This window comes from Nonomuraea sp. NPDC049637 (genome assembly GCF_040675235.1).
Taxonomy (GTDB): domain Bacteria; phylum Actinomycetota; class Actinomycetes; order Streptosporangiales; family Streptosporangiaceae; genus Nonomuraea.
Genome location: NZ_JBFAOM010000010.1, coordinates 63,725 through 84,751 on the forward strand (window position 1 = coordinate 63,725; position 21,027 = coordinate 84,751).

The window sequence follows — 21,027 nt, forward strand, 5'->3', positions numbered from 1 at the left end:
GTCATGGACGCCGGCCGCGCCCGGTCGCTGTTCGAGGGCGCCCGCGTCGCCCGCCTGGCGACGGCCGACGCGGCCGGGGTGCCGCGCGTGGTGCCCGTCACCTTCGCCGTCCTGGGCGACGACGTGGTCACCGCCGTCGACCACAAGCCGAAGAGCACGTACGAGCTGGCGCGGCTGCGCGACATCCGGGCGAACCCGCGAGTCAGCCTGCTCGCCGACCACTACGAGGACGACTGGGCCAGGCTGTGGTGGGCGCGCGCCGACGGCACGGCGACCGTTTGCGAGGGCGCCCACGACGCCGCCCTGCGGGCGCTGGCCGACAAGTACGACCAGTACCGCCGGCGGCCGCCCGAAGGGCCGGTGATCGTGGTCGCGGTCAGTCGGTGGTCGGGGTGGGCGTACTCGGGATGAGCAGGTCGCGGTGGGCGCCCTGCAGGCCCTCGGGCAGGTCGTCGGCGGTGACCCAGCGGGCTTCGAGGATCTCCAGCGGGTCGATCCTGAGCGTGCCGCCGACGAGCCGGGCCTCGTAGGCCACCTCGGCCCGCAGCCCGAACCCGCTGCGCACGCGCAGCAGCCGGCCGGTGCGCACGCGCAGGCCGGTCTCCTCGAACACCTCGCGCTCGACGGTGCCCTCGAAGGTCTCGTCCCGCCTGGCGAACCCGGTGGGGAAGCCCCACTGCCGCCCTTCCTGCCACAGACGGTGACGCAGCACGAGCACCCGGCCGTCGGGGTCGCGTACGAGGCCGGTGACGCCGACCATGAAGGTGGCATGGGTCAGCCACAACACCCGCCAGCGGACCCGCCCGCCCAGCGCCTTCCACACCCGCGCGACCACCCAGCCCACCGCATTCCCCTTCATCCCCCCCAGACTCCCACGCCCACGAACCTCTCACTCCCCGCGTCCGGGCATCATGGCGGGCCGAGGGTCAGAGGCGGTGGATCCGGCTCAGGTCGACGTCGAGGTCGAAGGGGACGGTCAGCTTGAGCCTGTCGTGGTGGATGCCGGTGAGCGCGTAGGCGCGGGTGGCGGGGTCACGCTCGTGGACGTGGACGACGGGCTCGCCGTCGTCCTCGACCCGCCAGAAGTGCGGAATCCCGGCCGCGGCATAAAGAGCCGCCTTACGCTCCCCGGACTCCGCCGGGACGACCTCGGCGACCAGCAGCAGATCCTGGGCGCGGTAGAAGGTCTCGCCGCCGTCGTCGCGCACCGCGGCCGCTCTGACCACGCTGACGTCCGGCTGCGGGCGCTGGCGGGCGTCCAGGATGACGCTCATCCCCGCCGCACCCGGAACTCCGAGGGGACGGCCCGCCGGAGGCCCTCGACGAGCAGATCGACCACGGTCGAGCGGAAGGACGACTGAGGGCCCGCGAGGACCAGCCTTCCGTCGATCAGCTCCGTACGCGCGGGCAGGTCAGGCAGACGATCGAGGTCTTCCGCGACGAGACCCCCAGGCGGCGGCACGACCCGCCCGTCCTCCGGCACGGGTCAGGCCGGGGCGACCGGGGGCTTGATGGGGGTGCGGCCGCGGCCGAGCAGCCACAACATCGCGGCCAGGGCCGCCACCTGCAGGGGCCAGCCCATCACGATCTTGGCGAAGCCGAGCGCGGCCACCGCCTCGTCGCCGCCGCCGAACAGGTAGACCGGGCCCTGCACGGCCACCCGCACCACGCACGGCACCATGAGCAGCCAGGTCAGCCGCGTGCAGAGCCGGACGACGCCCGCGTCTTTGTGCCAGCCCACCGGGTCGTTGGTGACCGAGCCGATGAGGAACCCGACGACCGGCCAGCGGGTGACGATCGACAGCAACATGCCCACCGAGTACGCGCCGTTCCACAGGATGCCGGGCAGGAAGTAGTCTTTCGCGTTGCCGGTGCGGCTGGCGAAGAAGGCGCCGATCGCGATGCCGATCAGGCTGTTGATCACGAACTGCGGCGTGGACCGCTGGACCACCCTGACCAGCAGGAGCACCACCGAGAGCGAGATGCTGACGATGAGCGACGTCTTCAGGTCTTCGGTGACGATCCACGAGACCGTGAAGGCGATCGTCGGCACCGCGGCCTCGATGATGCCGCGGACGCCGCCGAAGGCCTTGGCGAGCTGGGCTCGCACCGCCGCCTCGACGGTCTCGTGCGCGGCCTCTTCCGCCTCAGCACTCACCTGATCAACTCCCTGGGCGCAGTTCGTATCGCGGATTGAACATCACCTTGCGCCCGTCCTGCATGCTGACCAGGCCCTCGGCCTTGACCGTGCGGCCCGGCTCGATGCCGACGATCTTGCGGCGGCCGAGCCACACCAGGTCGATCACGTCGGACCCGTCGTACAGCTCGGCCTCCAGGGCGGGGGCGCCGCCCCTCGGGCGCAATGTCACCGTACGTAGCGTACCCGCTACACAGAACCTGCGGCGCCCGCCACACGAGACGATGGGCGTCGCGCCGACCTCGTCGGCGTCTTCCCGCAGTTCCTGGGCCTCGATCTCCGACTGGGTCGTGGCCAGCCGGCTGAAGAAGCCGCGCAATCCCCCGCGTTTCGGAGGCTCTGCCGTACTCATGATGGTTCAGCCTATGTGATGGTAAGCCGTCAGCGAATAGCCGATGGGGGGTCTTGGGAATGTCGCCGGGCTGGGCCGGGCGGGGGCCCGGAGATGTAACGCTCAGCGGGTCTCGCTGATTTCCGGGCCGCGCTTGAAGGGGCTGAACGCCGGGCGTTCGTCCTGCTCGACGGCCTGCCGCTCATGCGGACGGCTCAGCGTGATGGGCTCCTCGCGGGCCATCGGCTCGTCGCCGCGCACGACCACGACGTCCTTGACGAAGTCGAGGAACGCCCCGGAGACGCGCTCGTCGAGGGCGCCGGGGCCGGTGATGGCGGCCAGGAGGAACCAGCGCGGCCCGTCGATGCCGATGTAGCGGGCCGCCCGGCTGCCGCCTTCCATGGCGACCTCGCCGGCCAGCTCGACGCCGAACGGGCCCTCCCGCTCCTGCAGGGTCTTGACCTGGGCGACGATCTTGGTCCTGACGTCGTCCCACAGGCCGCCCGAGCGCGGCGCGGCCAGGGCCTGCAGCTGCAGCGAGCTGTCCTCGTACAGGACGACGACACCGACGTGCTGGTCGCCGAGCGAGGCCAGGCGCACGTCGAAGTCGGGGTTGTGCGGCAGCCGCAGGCCGCCGAGGTCGATCCTGTCCGTGTCGGGGTGGGGCTCGTCGGCGTCCCACGGGCCGGACTCGCGGGTGGGGGCCTGGGACTCCTGCTCGGCCACCGTTTCCGGCTGCTCACGACGACGACGTCGGAACACGCTTCCTCACTCTCCCTGTTCGCGGGGCCGGAGCCCCAGGCTTGCTTCGGGCCGGCCGCTTCAGCGGCCCGTCGATCCGAATCCGTTGGCGCCGCGCACCGAGCCGGGCAGGCGTTCGACCTCGTAGAAGGCCGCGCGTTCGACCCGCTGGACCACGAGCTGGGCCACCCGGTCGCCGCGCTGGAGGCGGAACGGCTCCTTGGCGTCGGTGTTGATCAGCGTCACCTTGATCTCACCCCGGTAGCCCGCGTCGACGGTGCCGGGGGCGTTGACGAGCGTGACGCCGTGGCGGGCCGCCAGGCCGGAGCGCGGGTGCACGAACGCGGCGTAGCCGTCGGGCAGCGCGATCGCCACGCCGGTGCCGACCACGGCCCGCTCGCCGGGCAGCAGCTCGACGTCCTCGGCCGCGTAGAGGTCGGCGCCGGCGTCGCCCGGGTGGGCGTAGGACGGCACCGGCAGCCCGGTGTCGAGCCGCTGGATGAGGACCTCCACGTCGCTCACGGGTTCACCTCGAAGTCCTGGTGTTCGGCGGCGATGGCCGCAAGGTCGCCGTGCTCAGCGAAGTGTTCCATGCTCACCTCGATGAACAGCGCCGCCGCGCGGACGGCGACCGGTCCGTCGGGAGCGCCCACGCGCCCCTCAGCCTCAAGGTACGCCTTCCTGCCCGTGATCCCGTTGCACCAGGCGCGCAGGTGGAGTGTCGTGCCCACGGGAACGGGGAGAAGGTAGTCGGTCTCCAGCCGGGCCGTCACGTAGGGCTTGTGGAACAGGTAGACCGACATCCCGATGACCTCGTCCATCGCGGCGGCCAGCACGCCGCCGTGGGCGAGCATCGGCGCGCCCTGGTGGGCCTCCCCCACGGTGAACTCGGCCTCGACCGTGACGCCGTCGGGCGTGGCGGCCTTCAGGTGCAGGCCGGTCGGGTGGTCGCCGCCGCAGCCGAAGCAGCGGCTGTAGTGGGAGCCGAGGGAACTGCCCGGCGCCGGGGCGCCGGGATGGGCCGCGGGCGCCGAGGCGTCCGGCGGCGGGGTGGTGAGGGAGGAACGCGTCACGGGTGACGAGGTTACTCGCTGCGGCCCCTGGACTCGCCCTCGACACCGGATCGGAACCACCGGGGCCGCCCCACGTCACCCCGTCGCGGCGACCGCGCCCCCGGACGGCGGCTCACCGGCGGGAGGGGCGCCTCCCGCCGGCGGTTCCTCCGCCGGTGGCCCGTGGTGGGGCGGTGGCGGCAGGGCGGGCGGTTTGTGGCGCAGCTCCGGCAGTGCCCGGTAGATCACCGCCGCGACCGGCACGGCCACGGCCGCTCCCGCGATGCCCGCCAGGATGCCGCCGACCGACAGCACCAGGATGATCGCCAGCGGGTGGAAGTTGAGCGCCCTGCCCACGATCAGCGGCTGGAGCACGTGGTTCTCCAGCTGCTGCTCGACGATGAGGATGCCGAGGAAGATCAGCGCGTAGACCAGGCCCTTGGCGCCGAGGGTGACGAGGGTGGCGACGGTGCCGGCGAAGAAGATGCCGACGATGGGGATGAAGCTGGCGAAGAAGATCAGCACCGCCAGCGGCGCCCACAGCGGCACCCCCATGCCGGCCAGCACGATGCCCATGATGAGCCCGTGCACGGCGGCCACGGCCACGGTGCCCTGGACGTAGTGGGAGAGCGTGGTCCAGGCCGCCCGGCCCGCCCGGTCGACCCGCGGCGACATCGAGCCGAAGGCGCGCAGGAACCACGACCAGATGCGGTCGCCGTCCTTGAGCAGGAAGAACGTCACGAACAGCAGCAGCACGATGGACGCGAGCACCTCGATCGCGACGGCGCTGGCCGACAACACCGTGCCGGTGATGGCGGTGCGCTGGGTGTTGACCATCGTGGCGAGCTCGTCGACGTAGCCGGTGATCTGGGCCTGCTTCAGGTGCAGCGGGCCGGTGATCAGCCACTCCTGGACCGAACGCGCGGTGGCCTGCACCTGCGTGACCAGGTTGGGGAACTCCTCGCTGGCCCGCGCCCCGACCAGCCAGCCGGTGCCGGCCAGGACGGCCAGCGCGACCAGCATGGTCAGCCAGGTGGCGTAGATGGGCCGCAGGCCCGCCCGCCGCAGGCTCTTGGTCAGCGGGAACAGCAGCGCGGTCAGCAGCAGCGCGATGGCCACGGGCAGCGCCACGAAGGTGAGCCGGGCGATCGCCAGGACGAAGAAGTAGACGACCACGCCGACGAGGATCAGGCACCCGCACCATGCGGCCATCTTGGCCAGCACGGGCGGTACGAGTGTGGTGGGGCGGTCGATCTGCACGTGTTCAAGACTGGCACGTCCGGGCCCGGGATGCGCACCGATAAAACGCCGGGATGCCGGACGGGCGGTGAGGGAGGCGTCCCCCACCGCCCGTGCCGGACGGTCGTGTCTCAGCCCAGGTGCACCTCGACGGTCAGCACGTCGCCGCCGTCGAGGACGAACTCCTCGACGACTCCCGCCGCGCACAGGTCGTCCTGGGCCTGGCGGACGAGGTCGGCCTCGGGCCCCGTGACGGTCAGCCTGGACACCTCGGCCCGCATCGACACCTTGGCCTCCGACTTGGCCTTGCGCACCCGCCGCAGCACCTCCGAGGCCACGGTCAGCACCGCCGGGTCGCCCGGGCCGCGCTCGGGAGCCGGCCAGGCGGCGCGGTGCACCGAGCCCTCACGCCACCAGGACCACACTTCCTCGGTCACGAACGGCAGCACCGGCGCGAACAGCCGCAGCAGCACGTCGAGGGCCTGCCGCAGCGCCGCGTGCGCCGAGGCGGCGCCCGGCCCCGACTCGTACGCCCGCGCCTTGACCAGCTCCAGGTAGTCGTCGCAGAAGGACCAGAAGAACCGCTCGACGGCCTCCAGCGCGCGGGTGTGGTCGTAGGACTCGAACGCCTGCGTGGCCTCGCGGGCCACGTCGGACAGGGCGGCGAGCATCGACAGGTCGACCGGCTCGGTGACCTCGCCGTCGCTGCCGGCCAGCCCGAGCACGAACTTCGAGGCGTTGAGGATCTTGATCGCCAGCCGCCGCCCGATCTTGAGCTGGCCCACGTCGAACGTGGTGTCCACGCCGTAGCGGCCGTTGGCGGCCCAGTAGCGGACGGCGTCGGAGCCGTGCTGCTCCAGCAGGTCGAGCGGGGTGACCACGTTGCCCTTGGACTTGGACATCTTCTTGCGGTCGGGGTCGAGGATCCAGCCGGAGATCGCCACGTCGGTCCACGGCAGCGCGTCGGACTCCAGGTGGGAGCGGACCACCGTGGAGAACAGCCAGGTGCGGATGATCTCGTGCGCCTGCGGCCGCAGGTCGTAGGGGGACACGCGCCGGTAGAGGTCGTCGTCGCTCGCCCAGCGGCCGGCGATCTGCGGCGTCAGGGACGAGGTCGCCCAGGTGTCCATGACGTCGGGGTCGGCCATGAACCCGCCGGGCACCCCCCGCTGCTCCTCGCTGTATCCGGGCGGCACGTCGGAGGACGGGTCGATCGGCAGCGACTCCTCGGCCGGCAGGATCGGCGCGTCGTGGACCGGGTTGCCGGCCTCGTCCAGCGGATACCACACCGGGAACGGCACGCCGAAGAAGCGCTGGCGGGAGATCAGCCAGTCGCTGGTCAGGCCCTCGACCCAGTTGTCGTAGCGCACCCGCATGTGCGGCGGGTGCCAGGCCAGCTCGCTGCCGCGCTCCAGCAGCCGGTCGCGCAGCGCCTGCTCGCGCCCGCCGTTGCGGATGTACCACTGGCGGGTGGTGACGATCTCCAGCGGCTTGTCGCCGCGCTCGTAGAACTTCACCGGCCGCCGCACCGGACGCGGGTCGCCGTCGAGGTCGCCGGACTCGCGCAGCAGCTCGACGATGCGCTCGCGCGCGCTGTGGACGGTCTTGCCGGCCAGCTCCTTGTACGGCTCCGGCTCCACGCCGTCGGGCGGCTCGGGCAGCAGCCGGCCGTCCCAGCCGATGACCGGCCGGGTGGGCAGGTGCAGCTCACGCCACCAGGTGACGTCGGTGACGTCGCCGAACGTGCAGATCATCGCGATGCCGGACCCCTTGTCGGGCTCGGCCAGGTGGTGGGCCAGGATCGGCACCTCGACGCCGAACAGCGGCGTGAGCGCGGACGTGCCGAACAGCGGCTTGTAGCGCTCGTCGTCGGGGTGGGCGACCAGCGCGACGCAGGCCGGGATCAGCTCGGGCCTGGTCGTCTCGATCCAGATCGGGCCGCGCTCGCCGTAGAAGGAGATGCGGTGGAAGGCGCCGGGCCACTCGCGGTCCTCCAGCTCGGCCTGGGCCACCGCGGTGCGGTAGGTGACGTCCCACAGCGTGGGCGCCTCGGCGAGGTAGGCCTCGCCGCGGCGCAGGTTGCGCAGGAACGCCCGCTGGGAGACGGCCTGCGACTCGTCGCTGATCGTGGTGTAGAGCAGGTCCCAGTCGACCGACAGGCCGACCCGGCGCCAGACCTCCTCGAACGCCTTCTCGTCGATGGCGGTGAGCTGGTGACACAGCTCGACGAAGTTGCGCCGCGAAATGGAGATCTCACGTTTGCCCGGCTTGTCCGGTGGAACGAAGTCAGGATCGTACGGCAGCGACGGATCGCAGCGCACCCCGTAGACGTTCTGCACCCGCCGTTCGGTAGGCAGGCCGTTGTCGTCCCAGCCGATGGGGTAGAACACCGACTTGCCGATCATCCGCTGGTAGCGGGCCATGATGTCGCTGTGGGTGTAGGAGAAGACATGACCGACGTGGAGGGAGCCGGACACGGTCGGTGGCGGCGTGTCGATGGAGTAGACCTGCTCGCGCGGCTTGGACCGGTCGAAGCGGTAGGTGCCCTCCTCCTGCCAGCGAGCTACCCATACCTGCTCCAAGCCGTCGAGGGTTGGCTTTTCCGGCATGGATGCATGGCGTAGTCGCTGTTGAGTCATGCCTCCTTATGGTACGGCTTCGGGGGCCCCGCAAGCGTTAGAGACTAGTGTTCGTTACATAGGGGAAGGGAGTTGGCATGGCGGAGGACAAACCCGACATCGCCTGGCGTGTCATCGGTGGTCTGGTGGGCATGGCGACCGCCTGGGGGATGCGGAAGCTCCTCGGGTTCGTCTGGGTCAAGGCGACCGGCAAGGAGCCGCCCCTCGACGACGACTCGCCCGAGGTCAGCATGGGTGAGGCGATCGGTTACGCGATCCTCACCGGCGTCGGGATGTCCGTGGCGCAGATCGTGGTCAACCGGACCGCCAAGAAGCGCTACGACGCGTGGAAGTCTGTGAAGCAGGTGACTCAAGGGCACTGAGGAACTCGCTCGCCCAGCGGTCCACGTCGTAGGTGGCCACCCGGCGGCGCATCGTGCGCATCCGCCGGGCCAGCTCGTGCGGCGTGGCCCGCATGGCGGCGATCATCTGCCGCTTGACGTCCTCGATGTCGTAGGGGTTCACCAGGTACGCCTGCCGCAGCTCGTCGGCCGCGCCGGTGAACTCGCTGAGCACCAGCGCGCCCTGCAGGTCGTGGTGGCAGGAGACGTACTCCTTGGCCACCAGGTTCATCCCGTCGCGCAGGGGCGTGACGACCATGACGTCGGCCGCCAGGTAGAGCGCGGCCAGCTCGTCGTGGCCGTAGGACTGGTGGAAGTACTGGATCGGCTGCACCCCGATCTGGGCGTGCTCGCCGTTGATCCGGCCCACCTGCAGCTCGATGTCGTCGCGCAGCTTGCGGTACTCGTCCACGCGCTCGCGGCTCGGGGTGGCGATCTGCACGAAGACCGCCTCGTTCGGGCGCAGGCTGCCGTCCTTGAGCAGCTCGCCGAACGCCTCCAGACGCTGGCCGATGCCCTTGGTGTAGTCGAGCCGGTCCACGCCGAGCAGCACGTGCTCGGGGTCGCCCAGCTCGCCCCTGATCTCCTTGGCCCGCGCCACGACGTGCGGCTCGCGCACCAGCGAGTCGAGCTGCCCGAAGTCCACCGAGATCGGGAAGGCCTGCGTGGTCACCACCCGGTCGTCGAGGAAGATCTCGTTCCCCTTGTACGGCAGCCCGAGCAGCCGCCGGCACAGCCTGCGGAAGTTCGAGGCGCCCCCGGGCAGCTGGAAGCCCACCAGGTCGGCGCCGAGCAGCCCTTCGACCAGCTCCTTGCGCCAGGGCAGCCGCCAGAACAGCTCGACGGGCGGGAAGGGGATGTGCAGGAAGAAGCCGATCCGCAGGTCGGGCCGGAGCCGCCGGAGCATCGCGGGCACGAGCTGGAGCTGGTAGTCCTGCACCCAGACGACGGCCCCCTCCTCGGCGGCCTCGGCGGCGGCCGCGGCGAAGCGTTCGTTGACCGAGCGGTAGGTCTCCCACATCTCCCGCTCGAACACCGGCGGCGCCACCACGTCGTGGTAGAGCGGCCAGAGCGTGGCGTTGGAGAAACCCTCGTAGTAGAGCTCGACCTCGCGGGCCGACAGCGGGATGGGGATGAGGCTCATGCCGTCCTGCTCGAACGGTTCGAGCTTCTCGTCCGGCGCCCCGTGCCAACCGGCCCAGGCGCCATGGCGGCGCTTCATCACGGGCGCGATGGCCGTCACAAGCCCCCCCGGGCTCCTGCGCCACGAGGCCGTTCCGTCTGGCTCGATCGTGCGATCGACCGGCAAGCGGTTCGCGACGATCAGAAACGAGCTACGGCCGGTCACGCAGTCCTCCTAGGGGCTCAGGTCGAGGAGAGCCGCAGGCGCGGCTCACGGCGGCCGCGACCTCGTCCGGCCCCCCGCGGGGAATGATCGCGGCGATGTGGGCATCTGGCCTGATCACCCATGCTTCATCCGGCCGCGCACCGAGTCTTTCGGCGAGCGAGCCGGTCGCATCCATCTCCGTGAGCTCGCGGACGGCGAGCGGTGCCGTAATGACCTTGCCCAGGACCTGCACAAACAAACTCGAATCGCACATATCACCCAACAGAATGAGGAAACCGTCCCGGCAGAACTCGCGCAGTCTGCCCTTCGCCAGCGGCACGTCCGGCAGGATCACCCCGGGGGCCGGATCGCACAGCGCGCCCTTCGGCGGACGCCCCCCGAACGGGCGGCCCGGCTCGGGCGTGGTGAGCGGCGAGTCCACGTACCAGTAGGGCTCGGCGAAGCGCCCGGAGTCCACCTCGGCGACCAGGCCGCCCTCCAGCACCTCCCGCCGCCTGGCCCGGTCCCGGTCCGTCCTGGGCGCGAGGAAGCGCATGGTGGCGGCGGTCACCTCCAGGTTCTCCCGCGCCGCCGCGTGCCGCTCGGCGTGGTAGGACTCCAGCAGCTCGGGCCCGGCCCAGCCGTTGAGCGCGAAGGCCAGCTTCCAGGCCGCGTTCTCGGCGTCGGGCACGCCGGAGTTGAGGCCCCGGGCCCCGAAGGGCGCCACCAGATGGGCGCAGTCGCCGGCCAGCAGCACCCGTCCGACCCGCATCCGCGAGGCGATGCGCGAGTGGAACCGGTACGTGCTGTGCCAGATCAGCTCATACGGCCGGTCCCCAATGATTTGCTGGATTTTCTGCGAAATATCGGCCTTCGTTGGGATGAAGTCCGGCGCGATCTGCCAGTCGATCCGGTACGTCCCGTTGGGGCAGGGATGGATGAGGACCTGCCGGCCCGGGTTCCACACGGGGTCGAAGTAGAAGCGCCGCTCGTTCTCCCAGCCCGGCAGCTCCGCCCGGATGTCGCAGATCAGGAACTGGTCGTCGAACGCCTCGCCGTCGAAGGAGACGCCGAGCGACCGGCGTACCTGCTGGGCCCGCGCACCCGCGCAGACCAGCACGTAGGGCGCGCGCAGCAGCCGCTGCCCGCACTGGACCTCCACCCCCGCCGGGTCCTGGACCAGCCCGGTGACCTCGTGGCCCCAGCGCACCTCGATGAGCGGCTGGTCGGCGATGACCTCGTCGAGCAGCTGCTCGGTGCGGGCCTGGGAGATGTTCACGCACGGCGGCAGCGGGCCCTGGCCGTCGAAGGACCAGGAGAACAGCTCGCGGTCGCGGTAGTACGTGCGGGCGGTGGTCCAGGCCAGCCCCTCCTCCGCCACCCGGCCCGCGCCCGCCGCGGCCCAGATGTCCAGCACGTCGCGCTGCTGGCAGATCGACTTCGAGCCGCCGCCGTCGCGGGCCTGCCGCCGGTCCAGCACCAGCACCCGGATGCCCCAGCGGGCCAGCAGCAACGCGGCGGTCTGGCCGACCGGTCCCGCGCCGACGACGATGACCTGCGGCCCGGACTCCGCGGGTCTCATGACTGGAGCTCGTCCCACACTTCGCGGTCGCGCTCGGCGGTCCAGACGCGTGGCCGTTCGACGCCGTGGAGCTCGTCCCAGAGGCGGGAGACGTTGAAGGGCAGGCAGTGCTCGAAGATGGGCCAGCCGCCGTAGCGTGGCTTCAGGGCCCGATGGGTGCGCTCGAACGCCTCCTTCAGCCCGCTCGCCGCGCCGACCTCGCGCAGCATCACGGTCAGGAAGTCGCGGCTCTGGGCGATCGCCGCCTCGACCTCGGCCTTGCCGCGGGCCACCGCTCCCCTGCCGCCGACCAGCGTCTCGGCCCCGAACGAGGCGACGCGGTCGAGCGTGCCGGAGGCCCATTCGCGGTGGAAGGCGTCGCCGGTGTAGAGCGCGGCCTGCGACTCGACCAGGTCGCCGGCGAACAGGATGCGCCGGTCGGGCAGCCAGGCCACCAGGTCGCCCTCGGTGTGGCCGCGTCCGCAGTGGGCCAGCACCAGGTCGCCCCTGTCGCCGCCGAGGTCGATGGTGAAGGTGTCGCTGAAGGTGGCGGTGGGCCAGGTCAGGCCGGGGATCGAGCCGGGGTCCTTGAACAGGCGGGGCATCCGGGCGTACTCGCTGGCCCAGTCCTGCTCGCCGCGCTCGGCGATCAGCTCGCGGGTCTTGTCGTGGGCCACGACGACGTCCGCGCCGAACGCCGAGGCGCCCAGCACGCGGACCGCGTGGTAGTGCGAGAGCACGAGGTACCTGACCGGTTTGCGGGTGTGCTCGCGCAGCCTGGCCAGCCATTCGCCGGCGGCCGTGGGCGTGGCCAGGGCCTCGAAGCAGACCAGGAAGTCCTCGCCCTCGATCGCGCCCACGTTGGGGTCGCCCTCGGCGGTGAGCGCGTAGACGCCTTCCGCCAGCACCTCAAGGGACTGCCGCTTCTCACCGAGATCCGCCGACGAGGCGAACGGCTTGATCATCGTCTCTCCTCACGCGCTGAGGCCGACCCGCTGATGAACCAGGACATACCCCACAGACGGCCCTTGCAGCTCCGCTGCGCCGGCCCTCCCTTGACAGTGCTCGGCAGGACGGGGAAGTGTTTACCGAACAATCGGTCAGTAAGCAAGGGAGACCAGTTGGAGAGCGCGCGTCGCATGCTGGACGCCGACACCGCCTCCGCCGCCCTGGGCATCGAGCTGGTGGAGCTGGCCGAGGGGCGCGCGGTGTGCCGGATGACCGTGACCGGCCAGATGATCAACGGACACGCCATCTGCCACGGCGGCTACGTCTTCCTCCTGGCCGACACCGCCTTCGCCTGCGCGTGCAACACGCGGGGCCCGGTGACCGTGGCGGCCGGGGCCGAGATCACCTTCGTCGCCCCCGCGCACGAGGGCGACGTGCTGGTGGCCGAGGCGGCCGAGCGCACCACGTACGGCCGCAGCGGCATCTACGACATCACCGTGCGCGGGACCGGCGGCCGGGTGGTCGCGGAGTTCCGCGGGCGCAGCAGGGAGCTGAGATGAGGCCCTTCCCGCCGCCGTCCCCCGAGGAGCTCGACCCGGTCGAGCGCGTCTCCAGGGACGAGCTCATGGCCCTGCAACTGCAGCGCCTGCGCTGGACGTTGTCCCACGCCTACGACAACGTGCCGCTCTACCGGCGCAAGTTCGACGAGCACGGCGTGCGTCCCGGCGACTGCCGCAGCCTGGACGACCTCGCGCTCTTCCCGTTCACCACCAAGGATGACCTGCGCGAGTCGTACCCGTTCGGCATGTTCGCCGTGCCGCGCGAGCGGGTGGCGCGCGTCCACGCCTCCTCGGGCACCACGGGCAAGCCCACGGTCGTCGGGTACACCAAGGCCGACCTCGACGTCTGGGCGCAGGTGATGGCCCGGTCGATCCGGGCGTCGGGCGGGCGGCCGGGCGACGTGGTGCACGTGGCGTACGGCTACGGGCTGTTCACCGGCGGTCTCGGCGCCCACTACGGGGCCGAGCGGCTGGGCTGCACGGTGGTGCCGGTCTCCGGCGGCATGACGGCCCGGCAGGTCCAGCTCATCACCGACCTGCGGCCCAGGGTCATCATGGTCACGCCGTCGTACCTGCTGGCGCTGCTCGACGAGTTCGCCGCCCAGGGCCTCGACCCACGCGAGAGCTCGCTGGAGATCGGCATCTTCGGCGCCGAGCCCTGGACCGAGCGCATGCGCGCCGAGATCGAGGAGCGCTTCGACCTGCACGCCGTCGACATCTACGGCCTGTCGGAGGTCATGGGCCCCGGCGTGGCCAACGAGTGCGTCGAGACCAAGGACGGCCTGCACGTCTGGGAGGACCACTTCTATCCCGAGACCGTCGACCCGTTCACCGGCGAGCCCGCCCCGGACGGCGGCGAGCTGGTGTTCACCAGCCTCACCAAGGAGGCCATGCCGGTCATCCGTTACCGCACCCGCGACCTGACCCGGCTGCTGCCCGGCACGGCCAGGCCCGCCTTCCGCCGCATGGAGAAGGTCACCGGCCGCACCGACGACATGATCATCCTGCGCGGCGTGAACGTGTTCCCGACCCAGATCGAGGAGCTCGTGCTGCGTGTGCCCGGCCTGTCGCCGCACTTCCAGCTGCACCTGACCCGGCCGGACCGGCTCGACGTGCTCACCGTCAGGGTCGAGGCGCGGCCGGGCGCGACCGGCCGCGAGGAGGCCGGGCGGGCGCTGCGGCACGCGGTCAAGGCGGGCGTCGGCGTGAGCGTCGAGGTCGAGGTGGTGGACCCCGAGACGCTGGAGCGCTCGGTGGGCAAGCTCAAGCGCGTGGTGGACAGCCGGGACGTCTGACCGCACGGCCGTCCGGCTACGGCGTCAGCTCGTCACGGGGGTCGGGCGGCGGCAACGACGGGCCCTTGAGGCGCAGGTCGGCGCGGATGGCCTTGCCGAGCTTGCCGGTCGCGCCGCGGTTGAGCGCGCCGCCCGCGACGGCTCCGGTGAGGAACGGGCCGAACGTGGTCAGATGGCGCCCGAGCGTGCGCATGAGACGGTTGCGAAGAGCGGCCTTGGACGCCGCGCCGAGCGCGAGCGAGACGGACGCGGGGGCGAGGGGGTCGATCCCGCGCTGCCTGGCCCAGGCGGAGGCGAAGGCGAAGGCACGCTGCGTGCCGTTGCCCTGGACGCGCACGCCGTAGACCTCGTGCAGCTCGGCCAGGAGCTTGACCTCGATCGCGGCGACGACGATGGTCTCCGCGACGAGCTGCGCGGGCGCGGAGAGCAGGAGGGGTGGTGCGGCGAACTGGGCCGCCGCCAGTGCTCCGCCGATGGCGCCGACCGTCATCGTGGCCTTCTGGGCGGTGCGCACCAGGTCGTCGGCGAGCTCCTCGCCGGTGAGGCCGTGATGATGCTCCGACAGCGTCGACAGGTCGCGGATGGGGATGCGGGGCGCGATGTTGAGGAAGACGTCGGCCAGCCAGCGGCCGCGGCCGGCGCCGCTCTCGCGGGCCTTCTTCGCCCCTGCGGCCAGGGACCTGGCTAGTCGGCCGAGCAGCCTGCGCCGCTCGGCCGGCTCCAGCTCACCGGGCTCGGTGAGCCGCACAACGAGCTCGCCGACCTCCTTGTCGGGGTCGGCGATCCCGTCGTCCGCCTGTTGCTTGTCCTTCTCGGGTTCGGCCACGCGATGCCTCCGTCCTCTTGGTCGCGACCGCTCAGGGTCAGCGGGCTCGGTCGTGCCTTGGGTCCCGCACCCTGAGCTCCTTCGCTCCAGCGGTCAGGCGGCGCACTCCCGGCAGATCTGCTGGCCGTTCTTCTCGGAGGCCAGCTGGCTGCGGTGGTGCACCAGGAAGCAGCGCGAGCAGGTGAACTCGTCGGCCTGACGGGGAATGACCCGCAGGGAGAGCTCTTCGTTCGACAGATCCGCGCCGGGCAGCTCCAGCGACTCGGCGAGGTCGGTCTCGTCGATGTCGATGCTGCCGGACGACTTGTCGGTACGCCGTGCCTGGAGTTCTTGGAGGCTGTCCTCCCCCAGGTCGTCGTCTGTCTTTCGCGGGCTGTCGTAGTCGGTAGCCATTGTGCTTACTCCATCCCCCTCATCTATATGTCTTCGCGCTCATCGCGCGTCTTCTAACGTCCGGGAGGCCCATCTTGTGCCCGTTCCGTCGGGGAGATTTTCCATCGGTACCCCGCGCGAACGGACAACGAACCTCCCAACACGACAGGGCCTGCTGCCGACGGCAATGGTTAGCCAAATATGGCGAAACCCACAGCCTTGGCGTCATGCACGACCGTGTTCGACGGCACATCCAACCACATGTACGGCGAGAACGAGACGCCCCCACTACATCAACACGCGGACGAACACCCCGGAACGTCACCCGCCGACGCCCCATGGCCCACTCAAGGACGCTCGTTCAACGTGTCGGAAGCCGAATCGTCACCACAAGTCCTCCGCCGTCACGCGGCACCGCGGTCACGTTTCCGCCGTGTGCCTGCACCACCGCACGGACGATGGACAACCCCAGACCCGATCCCTTGGCCGATTCCACGCGGTCGGCGTGGAGCCTCCTGAACGGCTCGAACAGGCTGTTCACCTCGTACGCCGGGACGTGCTGCCCCGTGTTGGCCACCTGAACAACCAGCCCCCCGTCCGCCATTCCCGTCCGGATCCAGACTTTTCCGTTTTCGGGAAGGTTGTACTTCACGGCGTTCTCCAGCAGGTTGCTGACCGACCGCTCCAGAAGCACCGGGTCGCCCACGGTAGGCGCGCTGACCAGTTCGGCCACAACGGTCACGCCGTGTTCGGCGGCGAAGGGCGCGAGCTGTTCCACGGCCGTCTGCGCGACTTCCTGAACGTCGAGCGGTTTGCGCACCGCGAGTTCTCGTTCGCTCCTGGCGAGCAACAGCAGTCCCTCGATGAGCTTCTCGTTACGCGCGTTGACTTCCAGCAGCGTGCGGCCGAGCGCTTTGAGGTCCTCGGACGCCTCCGGATCCGACAACGCGATCTCCAGGACGGTCCGGTTAATCGTCAACGGCGTGCGCAATTCGTGGGAGGCGTTGGCCACGAATCTGCGCTGGGTGTCGAAGGCGATGTTGAGCCGGGTGAGCATGGCGTCGAAGGTGTCGGCCAGCTCCTTCAGCTCGTCGTTGGGGCCGCGCAGGGCGATGCGCTGGTGGGCCAGCGTGCTCTCCGACAGCTTGCGGGCCGCGCTGGTCATCTGGGTGACCGGCCGCAGCGCCCGGTCGGCCACGAAGTAGCCGATGATGAGCGCGAGGATGCCGACCCCGGCCAGCGCCATGAAGGAGCTGGTGAACAGCGCGTCGCGCGCGCTGCTGACGGCCCGCCCCTTGGCCAGGGTCCACCGGTTCTGCATGATGGCGGCGTCGAGCGGGTCGAGGTCGTCGGTGATCAGGTCGGGCCAGGCGTCCTCGATCGATTTGCCGACGATCGAGTAGACGACGAACAGCAGCACCGCCGCGGCGGCGAACACCAGAGCGCTGTAGGTGAGCGTGAGCCGCCACCGGATGCTCACCTTGGCCGGCAGCCCCCTGACCCGTTCCAGGGTGCTGCGGGCGGGTGTCTCGGACTCGGGCGGGGGCGGGCCGTCCCAGGCCGGCGGGCCGGTCGGCGGTGGCGCCTCCTGCACGCGCGTCGCCTTCCTGGCCGTATGGGGGCTGATCATCGGATGCGTCGGCCCCGCCCCGCGCTCTGGCCGTTCACTCACAACTTGTACCCAACCCCGGGCACGGTCTCGATCACCTGAGGCTCGCCCAGCTTCTTCCGCAGCGTCATCATGGTCACCCGGACGACGTTCGTGAACGGGTCGATGTTCTCGTCCCACGCCTTGTCCAGCAGGTCCTCCTGGCTGACCACCGCGCCCTCGGCGCGCATCAGCTCCTCCAGGACCGCGAACTCCTTCTTGGTGAGCACGATCTCCTTGCCCTCGCGCTCGACCAGCCGCTTGCCCGGGTCGAGGCGGATCCCGGCCCGCTCCAGCACGGGCGGCAGGGCGGGCGCCGAACGCCGGCCGAGCGCGCGCACCCGGGCCACCAGCTCGATGAACACGAACGGCTTGGCCAGGTAGTCGTCGGCCCCGAGGCCGAGGCCCTCCACCTTGTCGTCCACGTCGCCGGAGGCGGTCAGCATGAGGATCCGCGAGGCCGAGCGCTGCTCGACCAGCCGGCGGCACACCTCGTCGCCGTGCACGACCGGCAGGTCGCGGTCGAGCACGATCACGTCGTAGTCGATGTAGGAGGTGCGCTCAAGGGCGCCGCCGCCGTCGTAGGCGACGTCGACGGCCATGGCCTCACGCCGCAGCCCGGTCGCGATCGCGTCGGCGAGCACCCGCTCATCCTCGACAACCAGCACTCGCACGCCTGGTACACCCTCTTTCCGGTTCCGGTGTCTCATTCTGCCTACAGGCTCGATAAGCGCACGGTAAGGCATGTCCAGGGGTGTGCCGGGCAGGGGCCGCACAAATTCATGTTTCAGAGGGCGATAACCCGGGGTATGCCGTCGGGACACCCATTGCCCGGACATCCACTGGCAATGGTTCCCTTCGCCCCGCACGGATCGAACCCCTGAGAGAGTAGGTGAGATGGGCGAGTTCACCACCACGATCGAACGCCGCCTCGACCAGGCTTACAAGAGCCTCTCCGAGGCCCGCAGCACCGGCGACGACTACCTCGCCGACACCCTCACCGCCGAGATCGAGGACCTGCGCCGCCTGGCCGACGATCACGGCGTCCCGCTGCCGCGCTAGACATACGCGTGCGACGGCCGGGGCCCGATGGGCCCCGGCCGTCCTGTCATGCCCGCGGCCCGGTCAGGAGTCGCGTTCGGGGTCCAGCGGCACGAGCAGGTCGTGCAGCTCCTCGAACAGGCCGGGCGCCGCGCACAGCGCGAACGCCGGGCCGACCGGCCGGCCGTGCAGGCCGCCGAGCCGGGCGCCCGCCTCGGTCGCCACCAGCCCGGCCGCGGCGTGGTCCCACGCGTTGGTGCCGCGCTCGTAGTACGCGTCCACCCGGCCCGCCGCCACCGAGCACAGGTCGATGGCGCACGAGCCGCCGCGCCGGATGTCGCGCACCCGCGGCAGCACCGCCGCCACGACCTGTCCCTGCACCTCGCGGCGCGGCGCCGAGTAGCCGAACCCGGTCGCGACCAGCGCCCGGGCCAGCGGCACCCCGCTGTTGCAGCGCAGCCGCGCGCCGCCCAGCCAGGCGCCCTCGCCGAGCGCGGCGGTGAACACCTCGCCGCGCGCCGGCACGTTGACCACCCCGGCCACGACCCGACCGGCGACCTCGACGGCGATGGACACCGCCCAGTCGGGCAGGCCGTACAGGAAGTTGACGGTGCCGTCGACGGGATCGACGATCCACCGCACGTCGGACGCGCCCGGCGCCTCGCCGCCCTCCTCGCCCAGGAACCGGTCGTCCGGACGGACCACCAGGACGCGCTCGCGGATCAGCTCCTCCGACGCCTTGTCCAGGATGGTGACGACGTCGGTGGGGCTGGACTTGGTCTCGACGTCCTCCGACATCGTGGGCCGCTTGGCCAGGAGCATGTCCCCGGCCTCGCGGGCGACGTCCTCGGCCAGCCGCAGGAAGTCGGTCATCAGGCCACCGAGTCCGGGCGCTTCCACTCCTCGCCGAGCACGTGCTGGGCGAGGAAGGCGAGCACGGTCTCGTACCAGGCGACGATGTTGCCCGGCTTGAGGATCCAGTGGTTCTCGTCGGGGAAGTACAGGAACTTCGACTCGACGTCGGTGCGCTGCAGGTCCCACCACAGGCGCAGGGACTCGCCGATCGGCACCCGGTAGTCCTTGTCGCCGTGGATGACGAGCATCGGGGTGGTGATCTTGCCGAGCCCCAGGTGCGGGGAGAGCTGGTCGTAGCGCTCCGAGCCGGGCTCGCCGAACTCGCGCTGCCAGTACAGGGAGGAGTCGGTGGTGCCGGCGAACTGGTCGAGGTTCCACAGCGCGGCGTGGGTGACGATGGCCTGGTAGCGGTCGGTGTGCCCGGCCAGCCAGTTGGCCATGTAGCCGCCGAACGAGCCGCCCATCGCCGCCACGCGCTCGTCGTCGATGTCGTCCCTGGCCAGGGCGACGTCCACGATGGCGTCGAGGTCGGCCTGGGTGCGCGGGCCCCAGGCGCCCCAGCCGCGGTCGATCATCTCCTGGCCGTAGCCGGTGGACAGGCAGGGGTCGGGCATGAGGACGGCGTACCCGCGCTGCGCCATGATCCACGACTGCCAGCGCCACTGCCAGTCGTTCCAGGACGCGACCGGGCCGCCGTGGATCCACAGCAGGAACGGCGCCGGGTTGTCGGCCGAGGCGCCCTCGGGCAGCACGAGCCAGCCGCGCACGGTCGCGCCGTCGTCGGCGGTGGCCGAGATCTCGGTCAGCGTGCCCGGCACCTCGGGGCGCGGGGCCGGCGAGGGCAGGTCGGTGATCTCGCCGGTGACCGCGTCGATCCTGGCCGGGGCGGGGGCGAGGGCGATGTTGCTGCGCAGGGCGTAGACGTACGCGCCGTCGGCGCTCGCGTTGACCCCGAGGTAGGCGGCGTCGTCGCCGGTGAGCCTGGTGTGCTCGCCGTCCAGCGGGACGCGGAAGACCGGGCGGCGGCCCTGGTGGTCGGCGACGAGGTAGAGGGCCGCGGAGTCGGGGGCCCAGGCGAGGTCCGTCGGGAACAGGTCGGAGGCGTAGGCCCGGCCCTCGCCGGTGGCCAGGTCGGCGATCCACAGCTCCACGCGGACGGAGACGTCCGTGCTCGTGATGCGCTCGCGCGCGCAGGCCACCCGCGTGCCGTCGGGCGAGACGGCGATCGGGCCGCCGAAGTCGTGCGCCTCGTCGGTGAGCAGGGTGCGCCGCCGGCCGGTGGCCACGTCGATGGCGACCAGGTCCGTACGGCTGTCGCCGCCGGACAGGAACCTGCGCCAGGTGACGATCACGGTGGAGCCGTCGGGGGTGAGCTCGAAGGCGGCGTCGCGCAGCGCCTCGCCCGCGTCGGGCGTCAGCTCGCGCACGTCCTCCAGGCGGTCGGCGCCGAGCCGGCCGGTGAACAGCCGGGTGCGGGCCGGGCCGAGGTCGTGGTCCCAGTAGCGGACCGGGTAGCCCTCGTGCAGGATCGCGCTGGTCCCGGCGTCCTTGCGGGCCTTGCGCCGCTCCTCCTCGGTCGACTCGTCGCCGTCGAGCACGTCGGAGGCGAACACCACCACGTCGCCCGCCGTGCGCGCGGCGCCGATGCCGCCGGGGCGGGTGGCGATCTGGCGGGCCTCGCCGCCGGCGCGCGGCAGCAGCCACAGCGCGGGCACCTCGTCGGTCGCGTCCTTGACGGTGGTGTCGGGACGCGCCGAGGTGAACAGCACGTCCCCGGCGTCGGTGAAGACGGCCGCCGTCTCGCCCTTGGCCGACCGGGTCAGACGGTACGGCTCACCGTCGAGGGGGATCGCCCAGAGCGCGGTGCCGTACGACTTGCCGTCGGGATTGAGGGCCTGCACGGCCGAGATCAGACGGGAGCCGTCAGGCGAGAGCTTCAGGGAGAGGACCCGGGGGATGGCCACATAGTCACGAATGTCATCGAATGCGCTCACTCGATCGAACCTACCTGGTCA

The 21,027-nt window shown here is 71.2% G+C and carries 24 protein-coding genes; 5 read left to right on the forward strand and 19 right to left on the reverse strand.

Annotation, left to right across the window (positions count from 1 at the left end; genetic code table 11):
* The first annotated feature begins 3 nt into the window (after positions 1 to 3).
* Positions 4 to 411 carry a TIGR03668 family PPOX class F420-dependent oxidoreductase gene (locus AB0J71_RS16185; RefSeq protein ID WP_364414705.1) on the forward strand — a complete coding sequence of 136 codons (408 nt, stop codon included), beginning with the start codon at positions 4 to 6 and terminating at the stop codon, positions 409 to 411.
* Here AB0J71_RS16185 and AB0J71_RS16190 read toward each other — a convergent pair.
* From AB0J71_RS16190 to valS, 10 genes are all read right to left on the reverse strand, one after another.
* A complete protein-coding gene (locus AB0J71_RS16190; protein ID WP_352324049.1) occupies positions 377 to 859 on the reverse strand; it encodes an NUDIX domain-containing protein in 483 nt (160 codons plus the stop codon). The two genes, AB0J71_RS16185 and AB0J71_RS16190, sit on opposite strands and share 35 nt — an antisense overlap.
* A 67-nt stretch (positions 860 to 926) precedes the next feature.
* The gene (locus tag AB0J71_RS16195; RefSeq protein WP_352324048.1) at positions 927 to 1,274 is read right to left on the reverse strand and encodes a Uma2 family endonuclease; all 348 of its coding nucleotides are present in this window, start codon (positions 1,272 to 1,274) and stop codon (positions 927 to 929) included.
* Entirely contained in the window at positions 1,271 to 1,462 is a 192-nt protein-coding gene (locus AB0J71_RS16200) for a hypothetical protein (RefSeq protein WP_352324047.1), read from the reverse strand. The genes AB0J71_RS16195 and AB0J71_RS16200 overlap by 4 nt, the downstream gene beginning before the upstream one ends.
* A gap of 24 nt (positions 1,463 to 1,486) precedes the next feature.
* The gene (locus tag AB0J71_RS16205; RefSeq protein WP_352324046.1) at positions 1,487 to 2,158 is read right to left on the reverse strand and encodes a DUF3159 domain-containing protein; all 672 of its coding nucleotides are present in this window, start codon (positions 2,156 to 2,158) and stop codon (positions 1,487 to 1,489) included.
* Positions 2,159 to 2,162: 4 nt separating this feature from the next.
* Entirely contained in the window at positions 2,163 to 2,549 is a 387-nt protein-coding gene (locus AB0J71_RS16210; RefSeq protein ID WP_352324045.1) for an OB-fold nucleic acid binding domain-containing protein, read from the reverse strand.
* Between the two features lie 102 nt (positions 2,550 to 2,651).
* Positions 2,652 to 3,290, reverse strand: a complete 639-nt coding sequence (locus tag AB0J71_RS16215) for a DUF3710 domain-containing protein (RefSeq protein ID WP_364414707.1) — start codon at positions 3,288 to 3,290, stop codon at positions 2,652 to 2,654.
* Positions 3,291 to 3,350: 60 nt separating this feature from the next.
* A complete protein-coding gene (gene dut / locus AB0J71_RS16220; protein ID WP_352324043.1) occupies positions 3,351 to 3,791 on the reverse strand; it encodes a dUTP diphosphatase in 441 nt (146 codons plus the stop codon).
* The gene (locus AB0J71_RS16225; protein ID WP_352324042.1) at positions 3,788 to 4,342 is read right to left on the reverse strand and encodes a PaaI family thioesterase; all 555 of its coding nucleotides are present in this window, start codon (positions 4,340 to 4,342) and stop codon (positions 3,788 to 3,790) included. The genes dut and AB0J71_RS16225 overlap by 4 nt, the downstream gene beginning before the upstream one ends.
* 75 nt (positions 4,343 to 4,417) lie before the next feature.
* Positions 4,418 to 5,581 (reverse strand): AI-2E family transporter, encoded by a 1,164-nt coding sequence (locus AB0J71_RS16230; protein WP_364414709.1) that lies wholly within the window; start codon positions 5,579 to 5,581, stop codon positions 4,418 to 4,420.
* A gap of 110 nt (positions 5,582 to 5,691) precedes the next feature.
* Positions 5,692 to 8,169: a valine--tRNA ligase gene (gene valS / locus AB0J71_RS16235; RefSeq protein ID WP_364414711.1), complete on the reverse strand. Its 2,478-nt coding sequence runs from the start codon at positions 8,167 to 8,169 to the stop codon at positions 5,692 to 5,694.
* Positions 8,170 to 8,276: 107 nt separating this feature from the next.
* On the opposite strand from valS, the gene AB0J71_RS16240 reads away from it, so the two are divergent.
* Entirely contained in the window at positions 8,277 to 8,561 is a 285-nt protein-coding gene (locus AB0J71_RS16240; RefSeq protein WP_352324039.1) for a DUF4235 domain-containing protein, read from the forward strand.
* On the opposite strand, the gene AB0J71_RS16245 is transcribed toward AB0J71_RS16240, so the two are convergent.
* The 3 genes from AB0J71_RS16245 to AB0J71_RS16255 are packed head-to-tail and all read right to left on the reverse strand — an operon-like array spanning position 8,494 to position 12,432.
* Positions 8,494 to 9,927, reverse strand: a complete 1,434-nt coding sequence (locus tag AB0J71_RS16245) for a trehalose-6-phosphate synthase (protein WP_352324038.1) — start codon at positions 9,925 to 9,927, stop codon at positions 8,494 to 8,496. The genes AB0J71_RS16240 and AB0J71_RS16245 overlap by 68 nt on opposite strands.
* Complete coding sequence (locus AB0J71_RS16250; RefSeq protein WP_352324037.1) at positions 9,914 to 11,488, reverse strand: FAD-dependent monooxygenase; 1,575 nt, start codon at positions 11,486 to 11,488, stop codon at positions 9,914 to 9,916. Before AB0J71_RS16250 ends, AB0J71_RS16245 begins: the two co-directional genes overlap by 14 nt.
* Complete coding sequence (locus AB0J71_RS16255; RefSeq protein ID WP_364414713.1) at positions 11,485 to 12,432, reverse strand: MBL fold metallo-hydrolase; 948 nt, start codon at positions 12,430 to 12,432, stop codon at positions 11,485 to 11,487. The genes AB0J71_RS16250 and AB0J71_RS16255 overlap by 4 nt, the downstream gene beginning before the upstream one ends.
* Positions 12,433 to 12,606: 174 nt before the next feature.
* Here AB0J71_RS16255 and paaI point away from each other — a divergent pair, with 174 nt between their 5' ends.
* On the forward strand, positions 12,607 to 12,975 hold the full coding sequence (gene paaI / locus AB0J71_RS16260; protein ID WP_364414869.1) for a hydroxyphenylacetyl-CoA thioesterase PaaI: 369 nt from the start codon (positions 12,607 to 12,609) through the stop codon (positions 12,973 to 12,975).
* Positions 12,972 to 14,270 carry a phenylacetate--CoA ligase PaaK gene (gene paaK, locus AB0J71_RS16265; protein WP_352324035.1) on the forward strand — a complete coding sequence of 433 codons (1,299 nt, stop codon included), beginning with the start codon at positions 12,972 to 12,974 and terminating at the stop codon, positions 14,268 to 14,270. The genes paaI and paaK overlap by 4 nt, the downstream gene beginning before the upstream one ends.
* 16 nt (positions 14,271 to 14,286) lie before the next feature.
* On the opposite strand, the gene AB0J71_RS16270 is transcribed toward paaK, so the two are convergent.
* The 4 genes from AB0J71_RS16270 to AB0J71_RS16285 all read right to left on the reverse strand — a co-directional run bounded on the left by AB0J71_RS16270 (position 14,287) and on the right by AB0J71_RS16285 (position 17,790).
* Entirely contained in the window at positions 14,287 to 15,096 is an 810-nt protein-coding gene (locus AB0J71_RS16270) for a hypothetical protein (RefSeq protein WP_364389911.1), read from the reverse strand.
* A 93-nt stretch (positions 15,097 to 15,189) separates the two neighbouring features.
* Entirely contained in the window at positions 15,190 to 15,489 is a 300-nt protein-coding gene (locus tag AB0J71_RS16275) for a DUF4193 domain-containing protein (protein WP_352324238.1), read from the reverse strand.
* 340 nt (positions 15,490 to 15,829) lie between these two features.
* A complete protein-coding gene (locus tag AB0J71_RS16280) occupies positions 15,830 to 16,948 on the reverse strand; it encodes a HAMP domain-containing sensor histidine kinase (protein WP_352324239.1) in 1,119 nt (372 codons plus the stop codon).
* Positions 16,949 to 17,136: 188 nt separating this feature from the next.
* Positions 17,137 to 17,790: a response regulator transcription factor gene (locus AB0J71_RS16285; protein ID WP_357697932.1), complete on the reverse strand. Its 654-nt coding sequence runs from the start codon at positions 17,788 to 17,790 to the stop codon at positions 17,137 to 17,139.
* A 223-nt stretch (positions 17,791 to 18,013) separates the two neighbouring features.
* On the opposite strand from AB0J71_RS16285, the gene AB0J71_RS16290 reads away from it, so the two are divergent.
* Positions 18,014 to 18,178 carry a hypothetical protein gene (locus AB0J71_RS16290; RefSeq protein ID WP_352324241.1) on the forward strand — a complete coding sequence of 55 codons (165 nt, stop codon included), beginning with the start codon at positions 18,014 to 18,016 and terminating at the stop codon, positions 18,176 to 18,178.
* 63 nt (positions 18,179 to 18,241) lie between these two features.
* On the opposite strand, the gene AB0J71_RS16295 is transcribed toward AB0J71_RS16290, so the two are convergent.
* Entirely contained in the window at positions 18,242 to 19,030 is a 789-nt protein-coding gene (locus AB0J71_RS16295) for an inositol monophosphatase family protein (protein ID WP_364414715.1), read from the reverse strand.
* Complete coding sequence (locus AB0J71_RS16300) at positions 19,030 to 21,006, reverse strand: prolyl oligopeptidase family serine peptidase (protein WP_364414717.1); 1,977 nt, start codon at positions 21,004 to 21,006, stop codon at positions 19,030 to 19,032. The genes AB0J71_RS16295 and AB0J71_RS16300 overlap by 1 nt, the downstream gene beginning before the upstream one ends.
* Between the last annotated feature and the right edge of the window lie 21 nt (positions 21,007 to 21,027).